This window comes from Streptomyces sp. NPDC033221 (assembly GCF_055577005.1).
In genome coordinates this window covers 34,918-41,742 of the sequence record NZ_JBVIQN010000053.1, presented here as the reverse complement: position 1 = coordinate 41,742, position 6,825 = coordinate 34,918, and the positions used below count along the sequence as shown (strand labels likewise).

At 70.7% G+C, this 6,825-nt stretch carries 7 protein-coding genes; 5 read left to right on the top strand and 2 right to left on the bottom strand.

Annotated features, from left to right (window positions below; translation table 11 throughout):
- Window positions 1-182 precede the first annotated feature (182 nt).
- Window positions 183-773 (bottom strand): HAD family hydrolase, encoded by a 591-nt coding sequence (locus tag ACZ53K_RS39550; RefSeq protein ID WP_468847037.1) that lies wholly within the window; start codon window positions 771-773, stop codon window positions 183-185.
- A 205-nt stretch (window positions 774-978) separates the two neighbouring features.
- Here ACZ53K_RS39550 and ACZ53K_RS39545 point away from each other — a divergent pair, with 205 nt between their 5' ends.
- From ACZ53K_RS39545 to ACZ53K_RS39535, 3 genes are all read left to right on the top strand, one after another.
- Window positions 979-1,737, top strand: coding sequence for a DeoR/GlpR family DNA-binding transcription regulator (locus ACZ53K_RS39545; protein WP_468847034.1), 759 nt, complete (start codon window positions 979-981; stop codon window positions 1,735-1,737).
- A gap of 99 nt (window positions 1,738-1,836) precedes the next feature.
- Window positions 1,837-3,108, top strand: a complete 1,272-nt coding sequence (locus ACZ53K_RS39540) for an MFS transporter (RefSeq protein ID WP_468847032.1) — start codon at window positions 1,837-1,839, stop codon at window positions 3,106-3,108.
- Complete coding sequence (locus ACZ53K_RS39535; RefSeq protein WP_468847030.1) at window positions 3,105-3,593, top strand: PTS sugar transporter subunit IIA; 489 nt, start codon at window positions 3,105-3,107, stop codon at window positions 3,591-3,593. Before ACZ53K_RS39540 ends, ACZ53K_RS39535 begins: the two co-directional genes overlap by 4 nt.
- A 189-nt stretch (window positions 3,594-3,782) precedes the next feature.
- On the opposite strand, the gene ACZ53K_RS39530 is transcribed toward ACZ53K_RS39535, so the two are convergent.
- Entirely contained in the window at window positions 3,783-5,312 is a 1,530-nt protein-coding gene (locus ACZ53K_RS39530) for a helix-turn-helix domain-containing protein (protein WP_468847027.1), read from the bottom strand.
- 84 nt (window positions 5,313-5,396) lie between these two features.
- Here ACZ53K_RS39530 and ACZ53K_RS39525 point away from each other — a divergent pair, with 84 nt between their 5' ends.
- Together ACZ53K_RS39525 and ACZ53K_RS39520 are read left to right on the top strand one after the other, a co-directional pair.
- Entirely contained in the window at window positions 5,397-6,434 is a 1,038-nt protein-coding gene (locus ACZ53K_RS39525) for a DUF1648 domain-containing protein (protein ID WP_468847024.1), read from the top strand.
- 1 nt (window position 6,435) lies between these two features.
- Window positions 6,436-6,795, top strand: coding sequence for a GntR family transcriptional regulator (locus tag ACZ53K_RS39520; protein WP_468847022.1), 360 nt, complete (start codon window positions 6,436-6,438; stop codon window positions 6,793-6,795).
- The last annotated feature ends 30 nt before the right edge of the window (window positions 6,796-6,825 follow it).

Sequence of the window (6,825 nt, the reverse complement as noted above, 5' to 3'; positions counted from 1 at the left end):
TGTGATGGGATTTGGGTCACCCTTTGCAAAAAGGTGGGTGGGGGGGGGGGTGGGGGGGGAGATGTTGGTGCCCCCCCCCTTCCGAAAAAAAGGGCCCGGGTCCGGGGGTCCCCCCCCCCCCCCCCCGGCGCCGGTATGGAGGCGTGACCGGTCGGCGTGGTCGGCCGGTCGGCCGGTCGCCGTCAGTTCAGCGCCGCCCGCAGCTCCGCGAGCGAGGTGAACAGATGCCCGCGCATCCCCAGGGCCTCGGCCGCGCGGACATTGGCCGCCCGGTCGTCGACGAACAGGATGCGCTCGGGCGCCAGGCCGAACGCCGCACTGCACCACGTGTAGGCGCCGGGCTCCGGCTTGGCGTGTCCGATCCGGCACGAGAAGGCCAGGACCGAGAAGCGCCGCAGCCACTCCTGCCTTTCCTCGTAATGCGCCGCCAATTCCTCCGGGATGTTCGACAGCAGGCCGATGGTGGTGCCGTGGTCCGCCAGACCCGCGACGAAATCCACCATCGCGTCGTCGACCCGGCTCCAGCTCGCCACATCGGCGGCGATGAGTTCCGCGACGCGCTCCTCGTCGAAACGCGCCCCAAGCGCCTCGGCGACCTGCCGCCAATACTGCGGGCCGTTCCGGTCGCCCCGGTCGTAAGGCTGCCGCAGATTCCAGTAGTTCTCCCAGAAGGCGGCACCGGAAACACCGGCCGTCCGCTCCAGCCGGGCGCGGGCGGCGGGGGACTGCTGCCGGGCGATCACGCCGAACATGTCGAAGAGCACCGCGGTCATGCCATCACCTCACAGGAAGCCGTTTCCCGCCGGTGCGGACCGCTGCGCCCGGACGGCCGCACCAGCCCGTACTCACACAAGGTGCGTGTGAGTACACACGCGACATGGGCGTAAGTCGACCGCCAGCCCCGTGACGGGCCGGGTAGCCCAACGGGGAAAAGGGCAAGAACTCGCAGCGGATGTGTTGATGTGCTACATCAACGGCATGAATGTCTCCGAACGCCACCGGTTCATCCTGGCCCTGCTGGCCGAGCGCAACCGCGCCTCCGTGGCCGAACTCGCCCGCTCCGCCAAGACGTCGGAGATGACCATCCGCCGGGACCTGGAACTGCTGGAGTCCCGGGGCGCCCTGCGCCGGGTGCACGGCGGCGCGGTCACCGCCCTGCTCAGCGGGGTGGAGCCGCCGTACGCAGTGCGGTCCATGGTCGGCGGCGAGACCAAGGCGAAGCTGGCCGACGTGGTCGTACGGATGCTCAACGACGGCGAGACCGTCGCCCTGGACACCGGCACCACCGCCGTGGCCATCGCCCACGCCATGGCCGGCCGCAGGCTGACCGTCACTCCACTGTCCCTCCACGCGACCATGCCGCTCGCCGAACACGAGGGCATCCGCCTGCTGCTGCCCGGCGGGCAGGTGCGGCCGGGGGAGCTGTCCTTCTACGGAGAGACGGCGCTGCGCACCTTCGAGGACCTGCGCTACGACACCTTCATCCTGGGCTGCTGCGGGGTGGACGCGGCCAACGGCGCCACCGCGTACAGCCTGGACGACGTGCACGTGAAGCGGGTCGCCGTGCGGGCGGCGCGGCGCATCATCCTGGTGGCCACCGCGGAGAAGCTGGGGCGGGTGGCGCTCGGCAGGATCTGCTCGGTCGAACAGCTCGACGTGGTGGTGACCGACGCGGTCCAGGGCACCCCGGTCGTCGAGGAGATGCGCGCCGCGGGCGTGAACATCGTGCACGTATGAGGCACCGCCCGACGAGCCATCCGCCCGACCGCCCGGCTCGCGAACTAAAGCACTCAATGCCCTTACGCACACACCCGGTGTGCGTTATGTTCATCCCTGATGAGTGAATCGACTGCCTCCACCATCGGGTCGCCGCCGTCGCGGCGCTTGCGTACGGCGCGTGCCGGTACCTTCGTGGCCTTCGCGCTCAACGGTTTCGTCATGGGGATGTGGATCGTGCACATCCCCGCCATCGAGCACCAAGTCGGCATCACGCATGCCGTACTGGGCTGGCTGCTGCTCTTCCTGGGCGGCGGCGCGTTCGCGGGCATGCAGGTCTGCGGAGCACTGGCCGACCGCTTCGGCAGCCGCGCCATCGTGCTGGCCGGCGGCGCCCTGTGCAGCGCCACGGTCGTGCTGCCCGGCCTGGCGGACTCGCCGTGGACCCTGGCGGCAGCCCTCCTGGCTCTCGGCTTCGGCAACGGCTGCCTGGACGTCAGTATGAACACACAGGCTGTTCAGGTCGAGCGTGGTTATGGCCGTCCGGTGATGTCGGCCTTCCACGCGGTGTTCTCGGTCGGCGGTGTCCTCGCCGCACTGATCGGTGCCCGCACCCTCAGCTGGGACTGGCGGCCCTCCGTCACCCTCGCGGGCGTGGCGGCGGCCGGCGTCCTGGTCACCCTCGCGCTGGTGCCGGCACTGCTGCCCCCGGAAAGCCCCTCACCGGCCACGACCGGCCCGAAGACAACGGACTCCGGCACGCCGGCGGCGCCGGGCCCGGCCGAGGCATCGGTCCTCAAGCGCCGTACCCCCTCCCAGGTCTGGGCGCTGGGCGTGCTCGCCTTCATGCTCATGCTGTGCGAGGGCGTCGCGAACGACTGGAGTGTGCTGCACCTCAAGGACGTCCTCGACGCTCCCGCCGCGACCGCGGCCCTGGCGTACGGCGGTTTCTCCACCGCCATGACCGTGGGCCGGTTCGTCACCGACCGGGTGGTGGCCCGCTTCGGCCGGGTCTTCGTCGTACGGTACGGAGCAGCCCTCGCGGCCTTCGGCCTGGCCCTCGCCGCGCTCTCCCCCTGGGTACCCCTGGCCCTCCTCGGCTGGACCCTTTTCGGCATCGGCCTGTCCGGGTGCATTCCGCAGTTCTTCACCGCGGCGGGAAATGTGGATCCGGCGGCGTCCGGAGCGAACGTGTCGCGCGTCGCCGGCATGGGCTATGTGGGAATGCTGGCGGGCCCCGCCGTCATCGGGCCGCTCACCCACCTCGTCCCGCTGAACGTGGCCTTCTTCCTGCCCGTAGCCTTCTGCGTGGCGGCGGTCTGTGCCGCCGGAATTCTCCGCCCGGCCCGCAGCAGGTCCACCACTCCCGAACCGGCGCGGGCCGACGTATGAACCACTCCCGCACGGTAGCGGCCGACGAGACCCAAAGCCTCGCCCATTACCTGGACAAGCGGCGAATACATCCTCGCCCGCAGGCCACCACCACGGAAGAACTTCTGCAATCCCTGGCCGACGGCCTGCACACCGCAGGTGCCCTCAGCGACATCCGGTCCTTCGTCCGCGCGGTACGCCTGCGCATGGCCCGGGGCCCCAACGGCTTCCACGGCATCGCCCTGCTGACCGCCCGGAGCCGGACGGTCAGCGCCCCGGCGGCCGCCTTCGCACGGGTCCCGGCAGAACTCGGCTGGCGCGGCGCCGACGGCCACCCGGTCCGCGACGTCTTCCTCCTCGCGGCACCGCACCACCTCAGGAACACCGACTGCCTACAGGCCTACGCGGTCCTCGCCCGCCACACCGCCCACCCCGGCTTCCGCCGCCTGCTGGCGGCGGCCCGCACCAGCGACGACCTGTACGACCTCTTCCGGCTCATCCGCTGAACAGCCCCAGCGCGCAAAACCGTTGGCCCGGCCCTGACAGCAGCCGCCGAGGCAGCGGCCGGTCAACAGACGCCATCGCCCCCTCCCGGGCCCGCATATCAACGAGCCGGGAGCGGCGATGGCAAGCGCCGTGCGGATATCCGCAGTCAGACCATCGCAGTCAGACATCCACGGTCAGACGTACGTGGCTCAGATATCCCGAAAGATCTCGATCTGCGCCCCAATAGAGTTCAGCCGCTCCGCCAGGTCCTCGTACCCCCGGTTGATGACATAGACGTTGCGCAGTACCGACGTGCCTTCGGCCGCCATCATCGCGAGCAGGATGACCACCGCGGGGCGCAGGGCCGGGGGGCACATCATCTCTGCCGCGCGCCAGCGGGTCGGGCCGTCGATCAGTACGCGGTGCGGGTCGAGGAGTTTGACCTGGGCGCCGAGGCGGTTGAGGTCGGTCAGGTAGATGGCGCGGTTGTCGTAGACCCAGTCGTGGATCAGGGTCTGGCCCTGGGCGCTGGCCGCGATGGCGGCGAAGAACGGGACGTTGTCGATGTTCAGGCCGGGGAACGGCATGGGGTGGATCTTGTCCAGGGGGGCCTGGAGCTTGGACGGGCGGACCGTCAGGTCGATGAGGCGGGTGCGGCCGTTGTCGGCGGGGTACTCCGCGCTGCGCTCGTGGTTGAGGCCCATCTCTTCCAGGACGGCGAGTTCGATTTCCAGGAACTCGACCGGGACGCGGCGGATGGTCAGCTCCGACTCGGTGACCACGGCGGCGGCGAGCAGGCTCATCGCCTCGACCGGGTCCTCGGAGGGCGCGTAGTCCACGTCGCGGTCGATGTGCGCGACGCCGTGCACGGTCAGCGTGGTGGTGCCGACGCCTTCGACCCGTACGCCCAGTTCCTCCAGGAAGAAGCAGAGGTCCTGGACCATGTAGTTGGAGGACGCGTTGCGGATGACCGTGACGCCGTCGTGCCGGGCGGCGGCCAGCAGGGCGTTCTCCGTGACGGTGTCGCCGCGTTCGGTCAGGACGATGGCGCGCTTGGGGGAGATGTCGCGGTCCACGTCGGCGTGGTACGTGCCCTCCGTGGCGGTGATCTCCAGGCCGAAGTGGCGCAGTGCCGTCATGTGCGGCGTGATCGTCCGTGTGCCGAGGTCGCAGCCGCCCGCGTACGGGATCTTGAAGTGGTCCATGCGGTGCAGCAGCGGACCGAGGAACATGATGACGCTGCGGGTGCGGCGGGCCGCCTCCGTGTCCATGGCGTCCAGGTCCAGTTCGGCCGGCGGCACGATCTCCAGGTCGTTGCCGTCGTTGATCCAGCGGGTGCGGACGCCGATGCTGCCCAGCACCTCCAGGATCCGGTAGACCTCCTCGATACGGGCCACCCGGCGCAGCGTGGTGCGGCCCGCGTTGAGGAGCGTGGCGCACAGCAGCGCCACGCACGCGTTCTTGCTCGTCTTGACGTCGATGCTTCCGGACAGCCGCCGGCCGCCGACGACGCGAAGGTGCATGGGTCCCGCGTACCCGAGCGAGACGATTTCACTGTCCAGGGCCTCGCCGATCCTCGCGATCATCTCAAGGCTGATGTTCTGGTTACCGCGTTCGATGCGGTTGACCGCGCTTTGGCTGGTACCGAGAGCCTCCGCGAGCTGCGTCTGGGTCCAGCCCCGATGCTGCCGCGCGTCGCGGATGAGCCTGCCGATACGTACGAGGTAGTCGTCTGCCATGAGGAAGACGGTATCTCACATATGAGATCTGTGCTTAATCGAGATTGTTCGCATAGAATGCGAACAAGTAGCGAGGGGGTGCTCATGAACGCCATGCAGACCGGGGCCGCCGCCGGGCGGGCCGCGTTCCGTCCCTGGCGGGCGCTGGTCGCCGTACTGCCGTTCCTGCTCGTCGTCGTGACGACGGCGCTGATTTTCTGGGCGTTGCGGGACCGGATCCCCGATCCGATGGCCGTGCACTTCGTCGCCGACGGCGGCAGCGACGACTTCGCCACCCCGGCCGGCTTCCTCACGCTGTGCCTGGGACTGCCGGTCATCCTGGGTGCCGTCATCGGTGTACTGGTGCTGCGCGACGACCTGGCGGGCGCGCTGCGCTGGGTGATCGGCTTCGGATACGGCCTGTCGGTCGTGTCCGGCTATCTGAGTGTGGCGACCCTGCTGATCAACGCGGACGCCGGGGACGCGGCGGCGGTCCGGTTCCCGCCGTGGAACATGGCCGTGATGCTCGGCGCGGCGGTCCTCGCCGGGGCGGTGGGCTGGCTGTGCGCGGGCCGCGACCGGGTGCGGGCGGACGCGGTGGACGGACCGCCGTCGGCGGCGCCGCTGCCCCTTGCGGCGGGCGAGGCCGCCGGCTGGTCGCGCACCGTGGGCTCACCCGCGCTGCTCGTCCTCGGGCCCGGTCTGTTCGCCGCCGCCGTGCTCTTCGGCGCCGCGGCGATCTGGGCCGGCGCCGCGGGCATGGCCTTCGCCGGCCTGACCTGCGTCGTGTTCGCGGGTGTACGGGTCACTGTCGACCGCCACGGCCTGACCGTCGCCTCGCCCCTCGTCCCGCGCCCCCGTATGCGCATCCCGCTCACCCGCATGGCGGAGGCGGGGACCCAGCAGATCAGCCCGATGGCCGACTTCGGCGGCTGGGGGTACCGCGTCCGGTCCGGCCGCAGCGGCATCGTGCTGCGCAGCGGCGAGGCGCTGGCGCTGCGGCTGACGAACGGCCGGGTGTTCGTGGTGACCGTTGACGACGCGGCCACCGCTGCCGCGCTGCTCAGTACGCTCATCGAACGGTCCCGCGCCGCGGCGGGCCCGGCGGCCGACGCCGCCTTTGACCCCGGCCAAGGAGCGTGACGTGCTCTTCCGTGTCGACCATGCTTCCCCGGTCCCGCTCGGCGACCAGATCGCGGCCTCGGTCCGCGGAGCCCTCGCCGAAGGCACCGTACGCGCCGGTGAGCGGCTGCCCGCGGCCCGGGCGGTCGCCGAGTCGCTGGGGGTCAACGTCCATACGGTGCTGCGCGGTTACCAGCGTCTGAAGGAGGAGGGCCTCATCGAACTCCGCCGGGGGCGCGGCGCCGTGGTGTCCGGCGACGCGTCCGCGGGCCGGGTCCGCCTCACCGAACGCGTCGGCCAGCTGGTGGCGGAGGCCCGCACCCTGGGTCTGACCGATGACGAGGTCGTGGCCATGGTCCGCACCGGGCTGACGACGGGCTGAGGTCCCGGTCCCGCCTCGAACCCCGGTCCC